The sequence below is a fragment of the Stenotrophomonas sp. YJH_SMC_10 genome, assembly GCF_059371555.1.
Genome location: NZ_JCAFUS010000013.1, coordinates 65279 through 80888, shown reverse-complemented (window position 1 = coordinate 80888; position 15610 = coordinate 65279). Strand labels below are relative to the sequence as shown.

Sequence of the window (15610 nt, the reverse complement as noted above, 5' to 3'; positions counted from 1 at the left end):
CCTTCCTTAGCGTGGCTCTTCGCAGAATTTCGGGTTGCAACTGCCCTTGTCGTTCTCTGCCCTTACCGTCACCTGCCCTTGCGGCCCCCAGGCTGTGGCCCCGGATGCCAACTGGCCCACATACTCGAATTGCGCAACACCACTACCGGTGTTCACAGGCGAGACGATCACGGTGAATGTGGCTACGGCGCCTGGTACGACTGGAGATGAAAGCCCGATGGCCTCGCTGGTCCGCACTGTCCTCAGAACCATATAGGTATCGCTTGGATTCCAGATGACGTTGCCCGTGTTTCGGAACTGGAAAATCACGCTGGATGACTGTCCATTGAAGATATGAGGCACCGGGGTCGATGCAGAAACCAGCTCGGCGCTACGCACCACGGCAGGGACGGTGAAAGCACCCGAGCGATTGATGGTCAGGTTCGGACCACCAACAGGCGAAATACCGTGCACGTACAGCGCTTTTCCTCCGTGATTTGATCGTACGTTGCCGTCAAGAGGGATCTTGAACCAATAGGCATTTCCACGTGCCTGGCACGCGTTGGCAACGTTTCCGTCGGTCGGCATGTTGGCGCGGCCCGAAGCGACGAATGTACCGCCACCAGCTGCGCCACCGGCATAGACGTGTACGTCGATCGAGGTGTCCACGCCAACTGAGCAGGCCCAGCCTTCAATGAAGAAGTTCCAGCTGCCATCCTGGGTCACGCCGCCGATGTCACCAGCGATGTTTGCTGTCGGAATCGCAAACACGCCTGAGTTCGCGAGCGGTCGGTCCTGGCCGCGGCCCTGCGGAGATTGGCCGTAAATGGAGAACTTGCGACCGCCCAACTGTTGCCTCTGGGCTAGAGATATCGGCAATTGATACCTATAGGCGCTCCCTGATGCTTGGCAGGCCGCAGCAACTCCCGGCTCGCTGGCAAGGCTCGCTTGAGTGCTACCCAAGTAGACGTTGCCATCGGCGTAACCGTCCACCTGGATTGACCCAGCCGAGCCAGTGGAGCAGGCCCAGCCGCGTACAAACCAGTTCCATTGCGCATCATGGGTGATTTCGTCAATCACTCCAGTAACCACCGTATCCATCGGATAGTCGGTCTGTGAAACCTCAGTGCGCGTGCGATTGGAAGCATTGTTATAGCTATGACGCGTCCACGCCCACTTGCCGTCTCCCATCGAACGCACCTCCTCTATCAGGCGGCGCCCTGCATCGTAGCCGTAGCGGACTGTCACGCCATCGGGCTGGGTGAGCGAGGCGATGTCGCCTGCAGCGGTGTAGCCAATGGATGTGGTCGCCCAGCCGGTTCCCGAGCTGGTTCTGTCGGACACAACGCGGCCGCGGCCGTCATACGTCAGCTCCCGCACGCCACCGTTCGCATTGACGATGCGTCCCGGCAATCCCAGTCCGTTGAAGTTGGAGTAGCTGACCGTGTGACCGAGTGCGTTCGTGACGCTGGACAAATCGCCCTTCGTGTCGAATGTAGACGTGATGTCGTCCTGTGCCAGAGGGCCATCTTCCTTGATGGAGGCGGTCAGCCCGTTGGCATGATAGGTGTAGGTGTATTGAGTGGTTCTTGCCTGCCCGTTTACACCGGCCGCCGTCAGATTGCGCTTCGTCGTTGAACTGATATTGCCCCTGCCATCGTAAGTGAAGGTGGTTTCGCTATCGCCAACAATCGTTTCTTTGAGCAGATGACGTCCTGCCGTGTCCCATTGATAGAGCGTGACGCGTTCGGCCGGGCTTCCAACGGCTTCGCTCTTCTTCAGCAGGTTGCCCTCGGCGCTGTAGTCGAAGTCAGTAAGATTGTCGACAAAGTCGTGAACAATGTCCGGGTTTCCGTTGACATCGTAGGTGCGCTCCTTGTAGCTCGCCGGACAGTTCGATGATCTGATTCCGGTCACCGACACTTGGCGCCCATCCTCGTAGGCATACGTGGTGGTGCGTCCCAGCGGGTTGGTCTCGCTGACCTTTAGCTTGACGGGGCGTGTCCGGTCGTCGGCTGCCGCCAATAGCGTGCTCTGCGATCCGCTACGAGCGGCGAGTTGAATTGGGCCACCGGGCAGGGAACGGGGTTGAATACAGATCTGACCCTGGCGCGGGTTGTACTCACACCATCCGGTCTCTTCGCTGCCGCGAACGCCACCAGGCCGGGCTGGCGCAGGGGGGGCGGCCACCGGCGCACTGCTCTCGACCACGTAGCTGAACGTGTGCCGCTCGATCCCACCAGCATGCTCCGACAACGTCGCTCGCTTGTAGGCATCGTAGGCAAAGGTGGAGTATCGGACGCCGTTGTAAGACTTCCCGGTGAATCCTCCCGGGTAGCGCGCGTCCTCGTAGTGATAGGTAATGGTCGTCTGCGGTGCACCTGGCAGCGTTACACTTGCAAGGCGGGCGCGACCTGCTCCAAAGACATCGGCGGTGTATCCGTACTGATAGACATTACCAGCTGGGTCCTTGGCCTGGGTCAGCAGACCATTGTTCCACGTGAACTGGATGCTGCGACCTGACGAATGAGTAACCGTCTGCAGGTACTTGTTGATATAGGCAAAGGTCCAATAGACGCCTTGCTCGTTGCGGAGTTCGGTTATATAGCCATCTGCGTTGTAGCGTTCGCTACCGAGCTCCTCATTGTTCAGCGTGAAGCTTCCATCGCTGTTCTTCACCAGGTATGCGATCGGTTTGGCACGATCCTCATTCCATCGTGCTTCGGCCTCATTCCAGATCAGCTTGATGCGTCGGCCGTCCGGCCGCTGTGCCCACGCCGTATTCTGTGCGTTGGAGAATGCCAGGCTGTAGTCGAAGTTGCTGATCCAGTGATTGCCGAACAGACCTGCGGCGCTCCAGTGGTGATTGTAGGTGCGCTCGAGGAACAGGCCCATTTCCCCATTGACGGTGAAGTCACGCTCGATCTCTACCTTGTTGCCGGTGTAGAGCACGACCGGATTGCCCTTGCGCTCGTTGCAGTCGTCACGGCGATCATCCGTTTCCTGCTCCAGCGCCGTTCTGGCCGGCAGGGAGATATCGGAGTGGTAGGACACACCCCGGCCGATGGAGATGACACCCGATGATCCGATCGCCGGGCCACGTGTATGGGTGACGGTGATCCTGTCCATGTCCTTGGCGTCGGAACTGCCATTGTTGTTCTGGAGATAGACGTGAGTTGCCTTCCTCGCAGAAGCGACAGGGACCCAACAGCTACTTGTCACCATCAATGGGATCAACAGAAGGGCGGTAGCAGACGTACTTGTCGAACGGAGCTTCATGCTCTTGGTGTTCCTTGAATTTCTGGATCAGTGCCAACTCGCGCCTGAACAAGTGGTTCAGGAGGGCGTGAATAGTAATCTGATGTTCAGCTGATTGAACAGCGCTAGAGTGCGCTTCCACGAATGTTGGTCGCCGATTCTGCGAAATGCATCGCATCGCCGTCATGAGCCCCAGTGCCAGTAACGACAAGAGAACGTACGACGGTTTCAAAGCACCATCAGGAAGGCAACTCAGCGGAAAGAGATCAGACCCGCAGTGAGTTGTGTCAGAACAACGAGCCCTGCGGCGAATCCTTCCGCGGCGGCAACGGCTTCAGGAACCGGCTGCAATCCAGCTTCGGCCAATGGCTGTTCTGTGCATTGAACCCAAGGCGCTTGCGCGCCAGCTTGAAGCGGTTGCTCAACAGATCGGCATACACGCCCTGGCCCCGCATGCGCGTGCCGAACTGGCTGTCGTAGTCCTTGCCGCCGCGTAGCTGCTGGATGGTGCTCATCACATGCGCGGCGCGATCAGGATGGTGCGTATCGAGCCAGTCGCGGAACAGCGGTGCCACTTCCAGCGGCAGGCGCAGCAGCACGTAGCCGGCGGTGCTCGCACCTGCGTCGTGTGCGGCCTCCAGCACGGCTTCCAGTTCGCTGTCGTTGATCCAGGGAATCACCGGCGCCACCATCACACCGACCGGAATGCCGGCTTCATGCAGCCGCTTCATCGCACGCAGCCGTGCGTGCGGTGCCGATGCGCGCGGTTCCAGCTTCGCGGAGAGATGCGGGTCCAGCGAGGTCACCGAGAAGTGCACGCTGACCAGGTTTTCCGCCGCCAGCGGCGCAAGCAGATCGATATCGCGCTCGACCAGTGCGTTCTTGGTGATCAGCGAGAACGGATGCCTGGTCTCCAGCATCACTTCAATCAGCTGGCGGGTCAGCTTGAACTTGCGTTCGATCGGCTGGTACGCATCGGTGTTGATGCCCAGTGCGATCGGTTGCGGCACGTAACCGGGTTTCGACAGTTCCTTGCGCAGCAGCTGCGGCGCATTGGTCTTGGCGAACAGCTTGGTCTCGAAGTCCAGGCCCGGCGACAGGTTCAGATAGGCGTGCGAGGGACGCGCGAAACAGTAGGAACAGCCATGCTCGCAACCGCGATACGGATTCACCGACTGGCTGAAGCCGACGTCCGGCGAAGTGTTGCGGGTGATGATGCTGCGCGCGGTCTCGGCGCGTACTTCGGTGCGCAGGCGCGGGGCGAGGAACTCTTCGCTTTCGTCGACCGCCCAGCCGTCGTCCACCGCCTCGCTGACGGCGCTTTCGAAGCGCCCGGCAAGGTGGGACGTGGAACCTCGGCCCTTGATCGCAATACCCATTGCGGCAGGGTACGTCGTGGCCGTCTCAATGGCTGCGACGGCCGCCTGAAGGGTTCAGGGCTCGGCCCTACAAGGCAACCCGTGTCCCTCGCATCCGTCGGTCACAGCAGGGCCAGATAGCCCCGCACCGTGGCATCCAGCCCGTCATACAGCGCCTCGCCGATCAGCGCATGACCGATCGATACCTCCAGCACGTCCGGCACATGGGCCAGGAAGTCACGCAGGTTGTCCTGCGACAGGTCGTGCCCGGCGTTGACGCCCAGGCCCACCGCCTGCGCCCGCCGCGCCGCAGTGGCGAACAGTTCCAGCATCGCCGCAGCGTCGCCCGCCGCGTGCGCCTCCGCGTAGGGGCCGGTATACAGTTCGATGCGATCGGCACCGACCTCGGCCGCCTGCTCCAGCAACGGGTTGCCCGCGTCGACGAACAGGCTGACCCGGCAGCCCATCGCTTTCAGCGCCGCCACCAGCGGACGCAGGCGCCCGGCGTCCCGCTCGAAATCGAAGCCGTGGTCGGAGGTGATCTGGCCGTCGCCGTCGGGCACCAGGGTGGCCTGCGCGGGCCGGGTCTGTTCGCACAGCGCCAGCAGGCCGGGGTAGCCCTCGCGCGGCGGCGCGAACGGATTGCCTTCGATGTTGAACTCGACCCCACGCGCGCGGGTCAGCGTGGACAGGGCCAGCACGTCCTCGGCGGTGATGTGCCTGCGGTCCGGCCGCGGATGCACGGTGATGCCATGCGCGCCGGCATCCAGGCAGGCCTGGGCGGCATGCACCACGTCCGGTTCGGCGCCGCCGCGCGAATTGCGCAGGACGGCGATCTTGTTGACGTTGACGCTGAGCTGGGTCATGGAACGGAACTACTTGGAAAGAGGGGACGGGTCGTGGTCGTTGTGGTCGTCAGTGCGGCGGGCCTGGGCCTGTTCGCGCAGGCGGCGCAGCTCCTCGGCATCGATCAGCGTGGCCGGGTCGCGCTGCAGGTCGCCGAAGCGGGCCACATAACGGCCGCGCACCCAGGCCAGCAGGAAGCCGAGCGCCGCCAGCAGGCACAGGGTCATCAACCCCGCGCTCGGGGTCTTCAGCGCGAAGGCAAAGCAGCCCAGCGCCAGCAGCAGGTACAACCAGTACATAGTCGGGCTCCCCGGATGATCGCCGCAGTGTAGCGCTGCGTCACAGCAGCGGCGAGGCCAGCCGGGCGAAGGCCTCGGGCAGGCGGTGCAGCCACAGCGAGCGACCGGCCTGGTCATGCACCCGGGTGGCGCGGTCGAACTCGCCCTGCAGCAGCTCAGCCAGGGCGGCAACGCGGCCGCGGTCGCTGATCATCATGGACAGCTCGAAATTCAGCCGGAAGCTGCGGTGGTCGAAGTTGGCGCTGCCGACGATGCAGACATCGTCATCGGCAATGAAGGCCTTGGTGTGCAGCATGCGCGGCCCGTACTCATAGATCTTCACGCCGGCGTGCAACAGCTCATCGAAGTAGGAGCGTGCGGCCTGGGTCACGAACCAGGAATCGCTCATCTTCGGTACCAGCAGGCGCACGTCCAGGCCGCCCAGCGCGGCCGAGGTCAGCGCCATCCGCGCCGCTTCACCCGGCACGAAGTATGGCGTCACCAGCCACACCCGCTCGTTCGCTTCCTGGATCGCCGCCACATGCAGGCGGTGGATGGTCTCCCAGCCCGAGTCGGGCCCGGAGACCAGCACCTGCGCGTTGATCGGTCCATCCGCGCGCATCGGCACATCGGCCGGCCACAACCGGGCGATGTCGAATCGGGAGTGGTCCTGGCCGCTGGCGTACAGCCAGTCCTCGGCGAACACCAGCTGCAGGCTGCGCACCACATGGCCGCGGATACGCATGTGCAGGTCGCGGTAGGCGTCGGGCCTGCGGCGCTCGTCCTCTTCGTCGGTGATGTTGATGCCACCGGTGAAGGCCACGCGGCCATCGACGATCACCAGCTTGCGGTGCGTGCGCAGGTTCAGCCACGGACGCTTGAACGGCTTCAGCAGTTGCCGCGGATGGAACCAGATCGCCTCGCCGCCGGCGTCCAGCAGCGGTTGCAGGAAGCGGCGGGGCAGGGCGGACGAGCCGACCGCATCCAGCAGCAGGCGCACCTGCACGCCGGCGCCGGCGCGTTCGACCAGCGCGTCGCGCACCGCGGTGCCGGCGTGGTCGGGGTTGAAGATGTAGTACTCCAGGTGCACATGGTCGCGGGCCTGCGCGATGGCGTCGAGCAGCGCGTCATAGGTCGCGGCGCCGTCCACCAGCCAGGTCACTTCGGTGGCGCTGCTCGGTGCCAGCCCGGTGGTGGCCTGGGCGACCTTGGCCAGCTCGGTGCAGTCCGCATCGGGCGGGCAGACATCGCTGTAGTGCTCCATGCCCGAGCGCGCGCGGCCGCGACGCAGGCGCTGCCGCTTCACCTTCTGCGGGCCCAGCAGGTAATAGATGAAGAGCCCCAGGTAGGGCAGCAGTGCCAATGACAGGATCCAGCTCAGCGTGGCCACCGGCTCACGCTTCTGCAGCATGATCCAGCCCGCCAGCGCGAACAGGTACAGCAGGTAGGCCACCGCCAGGATCGAGCCAAGGTGGGCGATGCCGTCAAGCCAGTGGCGCAGGGAGTCGAAGAGGGCGAGCATCCGCCGATCATAGCGGCGCGTGCTGCCGGATGGGGTCAGATCCCTTTTTGCTCAGGAAAAGGGATCTGACCCCAAGCCGTGCGCCACGACGAAAACACAAAAAAACGCCCCTGTCTCCAGGGGCGTCTGCAGTCGCGTCATGACTGTTGTGTTGCGGTGTAGCGATTACTGCTGCACAAAACCGATCTTCTTCATCTGAGCGTTCTTCGCGGCGGCCAGAACCTTGGCCATCACGTCGTACTCGGAATCCGGGCTGGCGTCGATGCGCAGTTCCGGCTGGTTGGTCGGGTCACGCTGGACCTCCTGCTCCATCCGCTGCTGCAGCTCGCTGGTATTGATCGGGCTGTTGTTCCACGAGACCTGGTTGCTGGCGTCGATCTTCAGCTCGATCGGCGGCGGCGGTTCGACCAGCTGCGGCGGTGGGTTGAGCACGCGCTGCGGCAGGTCCACGGCGATCGGATACGTCATGATCGGCGCGGTCACGATGAAGATGATCAGCAGAACCAGCATCACGTCCACGAGGGGCGTGACGTTGATGTCTGCCATGGGGCCCTTGCCACCACCACTACTGAATGCCATGGCTTATTGCCCCTTTTCTTTGGTTGCAACGAAGCCGACGTCCAGCATGCCCTGTTCCTGCGCGACCTTGGTCAGGTCGTTGATGACGCGCATCTTGGTGGTGCGGTCACCACGCAGGTTCAGCGGCGGCTGCGGGGTCTGCTGTGCGGCGGTCGCCAAGCGGGACTCGAGAGTCTGCTTGTTGATTTCTTCGTCGTTCCAGTAGATCGAGCCGTCTTCCTTGACTGCCAGCGTGATCGGGTTCGGACGCTTTTCAGCATCTTCCGGCTTCTGGATCAGGTTGGCTTCCGGCAGATCCACCTTGACCTTGTGGGACATCAGGGGCGCCGTGATGATGAAGATGATCAGCAGCACCAGCATCACGTCCACGAGGGGCGTAACGTTGATGTCGGCCATGGGGCCGCCGCTGTTACCACTACTGAAAGCCATAACGGGCTCCGTCTAGATCTTGGTGACTACTTACTTCGTCGCTGGGTGACGCGCGCCGCAATTAGCGGACGCGCGAACCGGTGGCGAAGAAGTCGTGCAGGTCGTGCGCGAAGGTATCGAACTTGCTGATGGTCGCGCTGTTGATCTTGCTGAAGAAGTTGAAGGCGAACACGGCCGGGATTGCGACGAACAGACCGATCGCGGTCATGATCAGCGCTTCACCCACCGGGCCGGCAACGGCGTCGATCGAAGCGGAGCCGGTGGCACCGATCTTGATCAGCGCGCCGTAGATGCCCCACACGGTACCCAGCAGACCGACGAATGGAGCGGTTGCACCGACGGTGGCCAGCAGGGTCATGCCCGACTGCAGCTTGTTGCTTTCGCGGGTCACGGCCTGGCGCAGGGCGCGGTCGACGAACTCCGAACGGCTCAGGTTCTCACCGACGCCGCCGGTAGCACCGCCTTCAGCGCGCTGATGGTGGGCAGCGGCCTGGGCAGCGTCCAGGGCGATCTTCGAGAACGGCTCCGAAGCCGGCTGCTCTTCCATCGCACGGATGGCGTCCTGCGCGTTCGGGGTGTCCCAGAACAGGCTGACGACGCGGTCAGCGGCGCTCTTCAGGCGGGTAGCACGGAAGATGTTGATGACGGTCCAGTACCAGGACATGGCCGACATGGCGATCAGGGTCAGCAGCACGACCCAGGAAACCGCGAAATCACCCGGCTTGGTGGTCATTTCGTGGATCAGGTGCTCGAAGCCCATCTGCGACAGGGCGTTGGACGGATTGCCCCCGGCAGCAGCGGCGATGAAAATTTCCTGCAGCATGACGCTTACCTTTGTTGTGTGTGGTGATAAAGGGTGTAGCTAAGCTAAACAATCGAACCGGGAGCGGGGGTGGCCGGAGGGCCACCCGGACGCATCAGTTCAGCGCAAAGTTGACCGGGACGCGAACGCGACCTGCCGCCTTCTTACCGCCAGATTCAGCGGCGTTGAAGCGCCACTTGCGAGCTGCTTCCATCGCAGCACGGTCCAGGTCGCGGTTACGGCTGGACTTTTCCACCGTGACATTGGTGACGTTGCCGTTGGCATCGACATCAATGATCAGGATCACTTCGCCCTGGATACCCGCGCGGAAGGCGGCCGGCGGGTAGCGCGGCGGATTCATGGCCTTCGACGAGATGTCCACGCTGGCCTCGATCGAGGTCGGCGGAGCCGGCGGCGACGGGGGCGACGGCGGGGTGACGATATCGTTCGGGCGCGGCTCCGGCACGTCCACGACCGGCGCCTGCGGCGGCGGCGGTACGGGCGACGGCTTCGGCGGCGACAGATTCTTCACCGGCGGTGGCGGAGTATCCTGCGGCGGCGGCGGCGGCGGCGGTGGGGGCGGCGGCGGCGCGTCGACGATGGTCACCATGACGTTGCGCTCCTTCTCCGCGACGGCCTTGGGAGCCACGGCGGGAATGAGGAGCATCATGAAGGCGGCCAGATGCAGGGCAATTACAAACGCGATGCCGACGATGCGAGGCCAGCTCAGCCCCTTGTCATCGGGTTGTTCGTACCGGTGAACGACTAGTTGTTCCGTCATGCGCCAAGAGCTCAATAGTGGGGCCGGGATGCCGGGGGCGGAATCCCTGATCAGCGGTGCATGACACCGCAGGAACCTCCAAGCTTATACCAATCCTGAGCGCCTGCGCATCAACTGAGCAGGCGTTCAGGCGTTATTCCTACTTACTTCAGGTTGATGATTTTCTTGGCATCAGCCTGGTTCTTCACACCCTTCGCCAGCGCCTGCTGGGCGGCCTGCTTGGCCTCCGGGATGCGACCTTCGGCATGCAGGACGCGTGCCAGGTTCAGGTAGGTCTCACCGTCCTTGGAGAGCGGGGCGGCCTTCTGCCACGCGTCGATCGCCTGCGGCACCTGGTCGGAGTAGTAGTAGGACTGGGCCAGCGCCAGGTAGACCTGGTAGTCCGGCTTCAGGATGCCCTTCTGCAACCCTTCGTTGATGACCGCGATGACGTCCTTTTCCTTGTTCTCGGTGTTGGCATAGATCGAGTACAGCTGCTTGTACTCGCGCTCGTCGGTGAGCTGGCCGCTGCTGCGCAGCTTGTCCATCACCGCGGCGGCCTTCGGCATCTGGTCAGCCTGCATGTACATGTTGGCCAGGTTCAGCTGGGCCTTCTTGTCATTCGGGTTCTTGGCCGCCAGCGCTTCTGCGGCCTGCACCGCCTCACCGGTCTGGCCGGCTTCGGACAGGGCAGCCATCAGCAGCTGGTTCCAGTTGTCCTTCGGCTCGGTGGCACCGGCAATGGCCTGCTTCAGCACCGGGATCGCTTCCTGGTAGCGCTCCAGCTGGTACAGCGCCTGGCCCTTGGCGATCAGCTCTTCCGGCTTGGTCGACTTGCTCTCGGCGAAGTACTTGTCCAGGGTGGCCAGGCCTTCGGCGGTCTGGTCTTCCTGCAGCTGCAGCTGGCCGAGCATCAGCATCGACTGGAAGTGACCGTTGTTGTCCAGGCCGTTGAACTGGATCGCCTGCTTCAGGTACGCGATCGCGCCCGGCACGTCGTCGGTCTGGTACGCCGCCTGCGAGGCCAGCTGCGCGGCCAGCGACTTGTCGTACTCGTTGGACGCGCTGTCGGCCAGGATCGCGTCGGCCTGCTCACGCGTTTCCGGGAACTTTTCCTTGTTGTAGCTGTCAATCATTTTCTGCAGCTTGCTGCCCATCTTGGCCGAGGCCTTGGCGGTCGGCTCCTGGCGGGTCGCATTCGGGTACAGCGGTTCGGCCTTGGCCTGCTTGCTGCTGCCGCCGCGGCTGCCACGGTCGGAGGAACGCGAGGACTGCGCAAAGGCATCGGTGACCACGGCGCCGGTCAGGGCGGTCGCGACGAGGACGGAAAGCACAGCTTTGTGGTTACGGAAAATCATCGTTCACCTCGATCGAACCGCCGGATAGCGGCAAAGTCGGACTGTCAGAAAAATCTGAGCCGCCAAACGTATCAGAAACAGATGGCGTGAGAAATCGTTTTATGTGCTGCAATACAGCATAGAACTGCGCACTCATCCGCACTTTGGCCGCAGCCCGGCCGCCTGCGCCTGCTGGTACACCGGCGTCAGGCCCGGTGCATCACGGCGCAGTTCCTGGATCCGGTTGGCCGGATCGGGGTGGGTGGACAGCCACTGCGGGCTGCGACCACCGCTGGCCGCCATCATGTTCTGCCATAGATCGACCGCCTGCGCCGGGTTGAAGCCGGCCTGGGCCATCAGCCGTTGGCCAATGACATCGGCCTCGCTTTCCTGGGTCCGCGAGCCTGGCAGCAGAAAAGCCGCCTGCGCACCCATGCCACCCAACTGGTTGACCGTGCTGGCGGCACCATCGCCATAGGCAGCACCGGCCAGTGCCCCCAGGACGGCGAGGCCCGTCTGCGCGCCCATCTGGCGCGTAATGCGCTCTTCGTGGTGGCGGGCGATCACATGGCCGATTTCGTGGCCGATCACGGCAGCCAGCTGATCCTGGTTCTTGGCGACGGTGAAGATGCCGGTATTGACGCCCACCTTGCCGCCGGGAAGGGCGAACGCGTTGGGTTCCTTGTCGACAAAGACCGCCGTCTCCCACCGTACGCCACGGTACTGGGGCGGCAACTGCGCCACCAGCGCGTTGACCACGCACTGCACGTAGCCGTTCTGGCGGCCATCGGTGCTGATCTTCTCTTTCTGCTTGGTCTCGGCAAACGCCTGCGCGCCGAGCTGGTCCAGCTGTGCCTGCGACACGCCGCCCACCATCTGCCGTCGTCCGGTAGGCGAGGTCGTGGTCGCGCAGGCACTGACGACGGTGGTGATGACTAGAGCCAGCAGCAGTTGTTTCATGGGTCCGCCCCCGTGTTCATGTGCGCAGTGTGTAGCGTACCTGCTTAATCTTTCGTCAAGCGGGCACAGCGTTACGTTGACCCCAGGAACACCATTGCGGCCAGCGCCACCGCGTTGTTCAGCGCATGCGCGGCGATGGCGGCCCACAGGGTGCCGGTACGTCGGTACAGCCAGCAGAAGGCGGCGCCCATGCCGCCGTACACCAGCCACAGCTGCGCCATGCCCAGCAGCGAGTTCTTGCTGACACCGGGCACTTCATGGACCAGCGCGAAGGCCAGGCTGCTGAGGACCAGGCCCAGCCAGGGGCGGCCGGCCTGCCACAGGCGCCCGAACAGGACGCGGCGGAACAGCAGTTCTTCGTACGCCGGCGCAAGGATCACCGCAAACAGCACCAGGAACAGCGGGAAGCGCGCGATCGCGCTCTGCATCAGTTCCACGTTGGTCGGCACCGGCTCGATCCCGAACTGCCTGGAGAGGAAGGCGATGCCGTTGCTGCCGAGCACGATCAGGGTCGCCACCAGCAGGGTCCACCCCCACGTGGACGGTTTCAGCAGCGCCTGCCGTGAGGCCTGGCGTTCAGTGACGCTCGCCGGACGCCGCCAGAAGTACAGCAGCAGTGCCGCGCCGCCGGTAGCGATCAACGCCATCAGGATCTGCGCCAGGGCGCCGGGCTGGCCGACCACTGCGCCGACGGCATCCGGCGACAGCGCGCCGCCGTTGGCATCCGCATTGGCACGGCTGACCATGATCGCGCGGTAGAAGCCCCAGAACAGGCCACTGACCATGCTCAGGCCGATCAGGGTGATCGCGGCAATACCCAGGTCGATGAAGAAACCTGCCAGCGGGGCCACGGCACGCGGCGGGACAGACGCGGGCGGAACCGGAGGCGGAGCGGAAGCCGGGGCGGAAACGGACATCAGATACCTGCGTTCAAGGGACAGAGACCGGTGCGCCTCCCCGCGCACCGGCCGGCTGCCGATTGTGTCAGATATCCAGGTTGGCGACCTTCAGCGCATTGTCTTCGATGAAATCGCGACGCGGCTCGACGACATCGCCCATCAGGGTGCTGAAGATCTGGTCAGCTGCGACGGCGTCTTCGATGCGCACCTGCAACAGCCGACGGGTTTCCGGATTCACGGTGGTGTCCCACAGCTGCTCCGGATTCATTTCACCCAGACCCTTGAATCGCTGGATCTGGCGACCGCGCTTGGCTTCCTCGAGCAGCCAGCTCTGCGCCTTGGCAAAGCTGTCGACTTCGATCGACTTGGCGCCGCGGGAAATCGTCGCGCCCTCGCGGACCAGGCCGTGCAGCAGCTTCGACGCCTGGTGGATGGCGCGCAGTTCACCACTCTCGAACGCCGACATCGGCAGCACCTGGATGTGCTGCTCGCCCATGTGGCGACGGGTCACCAGCACGGCGGCCGGACGCTCATCGTTGGCTTCCTGCAGCTCCAGGCTGAAGCGCGGGCTGCCCAGGCTGCCCTGGTTGAGGCGCTTGGCCAGTGCATCCAGGCCTTCGCCGTCGCCGGCACTGCGCAGGCTCTCCATGTCCATCGGCACGAAATCAACCAGCGCCTCGAGCAGGTTGCGGTCGTAACGGTGGGCGTTGCGCTCGATCGAATCCTGCGCGGCGGCGTAGGCCAGCAGCAGTTTTTCCAGCGCCAGGCCTTCGATGCCTGGTTCGCCGGTGGCCGGCACCAGCGTGGCGTTTTCCACCGCACTGCTGGCCAGGTAGCTGTCCAGCGCGGGGTCGTCCTTCAGGTACAGCTCCTGCTTGCCCTGCTTGATCTTGTACAGCGGCGGCAGGCCGATGTAGACGTAACCGCGTTCGATCAGCTCCGGCATCTGACGGTAGAAGAACGTCAGCAGCAGGGTGCGGATGTGGGCGCCGTCGACGTCGGCGTCGGTCATGATGATGATCTTGTGGTAGCGCAGCTTGTCCGGGTTGTACTCGTCACGGCCGATGCCGGTGCCCAGCGCAGTGATCAGCGTACCGACCTGGTCGGAGGACAGCATGCGGTCGAAGCGGGCACGTTCCACGTTGAGGATCTTGCCGCGCAGCGGCAGCACGGCCTGGTTCTTTCGGTTGCGGCCCTGCTTGGCCGAGCCACCTGCCGAGTCACCCTCGACGATGAACAGTTCGGACAGCGCCGGATCCTTTTCCTGGCAGTCGGCCAGCTTGCCCGGCAGGCCGGCGATGTCCAGTGCGCCCTTGCGGCGGGTCAGGTCGCGGGCCTTGCGCGCGGCTTCACGTGCACGCGCGGCGTCAACGATCTTGCCGGCGATCGCCTTGGCTTCGTTGGGGTTTTCCTGCAGGAACTCTTCCAGGCGTGCACCGAAGGCGTTTTCCACTGCCGGGCGCACGTCGGAGCTGACCAGCTTTTCCTTGGTCTGGCTGGAGAAGCTCGGGTCCGGCACTTTCACCGACAGCACCGCGATCATGCCTTCGCGCATGTCGTCGCCGGTCAGGTTGATCTTGGCCTGCTTGGCGATGCCGTTCTGCTCGATGTAGTTGTTGAGCACGCGGGTCAGCGCACCGCGGAAACCGGCGAGGTGGGTGCCGCCGTCCTTCTGCGGAATGTTGTTGGTGAAGCAGTACATCGTCTCCTGGTAGGAGTCGGTCCACTGCAGCGCCACATCCACGACGATGCCGTTGTGCTCGCCGGTGACCGAGATGACGTTCGGATGCAGCGGGGTCTTCAGCTGGGCCAGGTGCTCCACGAAGCTGCGGATGCCGCCTTCGTAGTGGAAGTCGTCGCGACGGCCATCACCGCGCTCGTCGGCGAGGACGATCTTGACGCCGGAGTTCAGGAACGACAGCTCGCGCAGGCGACGGGCCAGGATGTCGTAGTGGAATTCCACGTTGTCGTGGAACGCAACGGTCGACGGCCAGAAGCGCACGGTGGTGCCGCGCTTGGTGGTGGTTTCCAGCTTGGCCAGTGCGGTCACGGCGGCGCCGTTGCTGAATTCCTGCTGGTAGTGGAAGCCGTTCTGGAAAACATCCACCAGCAGCTTCTGCGACAGCGCGTTGACCACGCTGACGCCGACGCCGTGCAGGCCGCCGGACACCTTGTAGCTGTTGTCGTCGAACTTGCCACCCGCGTGCAGGACGGTCATCACCACTTCGGCGGCGGACACCTCGCGGCCCAGCTTGGCACTCATCTGCTCGTGCTTGCCGGTCGGGATACCGCGACCGTTGTCGGATACCGAAACCGAGCCGTCGGCGTGGATGGTCACTGCAACGTGGTCGGCGTGGCCGGCCAGCGCTTCGTCGATCGAGTTGTCGACGACCTCGAACACCATATGGTGCAGACCGGTGCCGTCATGCACGTCACCGATGTACATGCCGGGACGCTTGCGGACAGCCTCCAGGCCTTCCAGGGCGGTAATGCTGTTGGCGTCGTAATTGCCGTTGTTTGCCGGGGTGTTCTGTTCGTCGCTCATTGCGCTTGCCGTAGGCTCCGCAGGTCGGCCACCGCCAGGAGCGATGTGCCGAGAATGA

General features: G+C 63.7%; 13 protein-coding genes. All 13 read right to left on the bottom strand.

Features of this window, described 5'->3' with window-relative positions:
• Window positions 1–6: 6 nt before the first annotated feature.
• Window positions 7–3258, bottom strand: a complete 3252-nt coding sequence (locus AC5P9C_RS16220) for a DUF6531 domain-containing protein (RefSeq protein ID WP_343540978.1) — start codon at window positions 3256–3258, stop codon at window positions 7–9.
• 266 nt (window positions 3259–3524) lie between these two features.
• Window positions 3525–4616, bottom strand: a complete 1092-nt coding sequence (locus tag AC5P9C_RS16215) for a PA0069 family radical SAM protein (RefSeq protein WP_343540979.1) — start codon at window positions 4614–4616, stop codon at window positions 3525–3527.
• Between the two features lie 101 nt (window positions 4617–4717).
• Window positions 4718–5461 carry a pyridoxine 5'-phosphate synthase gene (locus AC5P9C_RS16210; protein ID WP_343540981.1) on the bottom strand — a complete coding sequence of 248 codons (744 nt, stop codon included), beginning with the start codon at window positions 5459–5461 and terminating at the stop codon, window positions 4718–4720.
• A gap of 9 nt (window positions 5462–5470) precedes the next feature.
• On the bottom strand, window positions 5471–5740 hold the full coding sequence (locus tag AC5P9C_RS16205; RefSeq protein ID WP_014645412.1) for a hypothetical protein: 270 nt from the start codon (window positions 5738–5740) through the stop codon (window positions 5471–5473).
• 40 nt (window positions 5741–5780) lie between these two features.
• Entirely contained in the window at window positions 5781–7241 is a 1461-nt protein-coding gene (cls, locus tag AC5P9C_RS16200) for a cardiolipin synthase (RefSeq protein ID WP_049468413.1), read from the bottom strand.
• Between the two features lie 165 nt (window positions 7242–7406).
• Complete coding sequence (locus tag AC5P9C_RS16195; RefSeq protein WP_005411740.1) at window positions 7407–7820, bottom strand: ExbD/TolR family protein; 414 nt, start codon at window positions 7818–7820, stop codon at window positions 7407–7409.
• A gap of 3 nt (window positions 7821–7823) precedes the next feature.
• Window positions 7824–8249, bottom strand: a complete 426-nt coding sequence (locus tag AC5P9C_RS16190) for an ExbD/TolR family protein (protein WP_005421196.1) — start codon at window positions 8247–8249, stop codon at window positions 7824–7826.
• Window positions 8250–8310: 61 nt separating this feature from the next.
• Complete coding sequence (exbB, locus tag AC5P9C_RS16185) at window positions 8311–9072, bottom strand: TonB-system energizer ExbB (protein ID WP_005411738.1); 762 nt, start codon at window positions 9070–9072, stop codon at window positions 8311–8313.
• A gap of 94 nt (window positions 9073–9166) precedes the next feature.
• Complete coding sequence (locus AC5P9C_RS16180) at window positions 9167–9832, bottom strand: energy transducer TonB (RefSeq protein WP_014645410.1); 666 nt, start codon at window positions 9830–9832, stop codon at window positions 9167–9169.
• Between the two features lie 143 nt (window positions 9833–9975).
• Window positions 9976–11169 (bottom strand): tetratricopeptide repeat protein, encoded by a 1194-nt coding sequence (locus AC5P9C_RS16175; RefSeq protein ID WP_053461734.1) that lies wholly within the window; start codon window positions 11167–11169, stop codon window positions 9976–9978.
• A 132-nt stretch (window positions 11170–11301) separates the two neighbouring features.
• The gene (locus AC5P9C_RS16170; protein ID WP_014645409.1) at window positions 11302–12108 is read right to left on the bottom strand and encodes a M48 family metallopeptidase; all 807 of its coding nucleotides are present in this window, start codon (window positions 12106–12108) and stop codon (window positions 11302–11304) included.
• Window positions 12109–12179: 71 nt separating this feature from the next.
• Window positions 12180–13025, bottom strand: a complete 846-nt coding sequence (locus AC5P9C_RS16165) for a CPBP family intramembrane glutamic endopeptidase (RefSeq protein WP_049468407.1) — start codon at window positions 13023–13025, stop codon at window positions 12180–12182.
• Between the two features lie 67 nt (window positions 13026–13092).
• Entirely contained in the window at window positions 13093–15552 is a 2460-nt protein-coding gene (gene gyrB / locus AC5P9C_RS16160) for a DNA topoisomerase (ATP-hydrolyzing) subunit B (RefSeq protein WP_049468406.1), read from the bottom strand.
• Window positions 15553–15610: the final 58 nt, after the last annotated feature.